A 256-nucleotide genomic window follows, 5' to 3' on the forward strand; every position below is an offset into this window, starting at 1 on the left:
CGGGGTCTGATAGCCACACCAACTGTGGCGCCGGGTTGTGTTGTAGCGGGCGCACCAGCGAAGCACTTGTCTGCGGCATTCAAGCGGGTTTGCGAAGGTTTTCCGATCTTGACGTACCTCTCTTTTCAACGTGGAGTTAAACGACTGAAGCAAACGCGTTATCAGCACTGGTTCCCACAGACCCCATCGATTGGGTGATGCCCAGTTCCGTACATGTTTTCTTAAACTCATCCGAGGTATACACACTGCCGTGGTC

Annotated in this window: 1 pseudogene; it reads right to left on the reverse strand. The window is 53.5% G+C overall.

Annotated elements, in window-relative coordinates:
- Positions 1–256, reverse strand: a pseudogene (locus tag HMPREF3044_RS12675) (transposase); the annotation flags it as partial.

The organism is Corynebacterium sp. HMSC073D01, assembly GCF_001815555.1.
Taxonomy (GTDB): domain Bacteria; phylum Actinomycetota; class Actinomycetes; order Mycobacteriales; family Mycobacteriaceae; genus Corynebacterium; species Corynebacterium glucuronolyticum.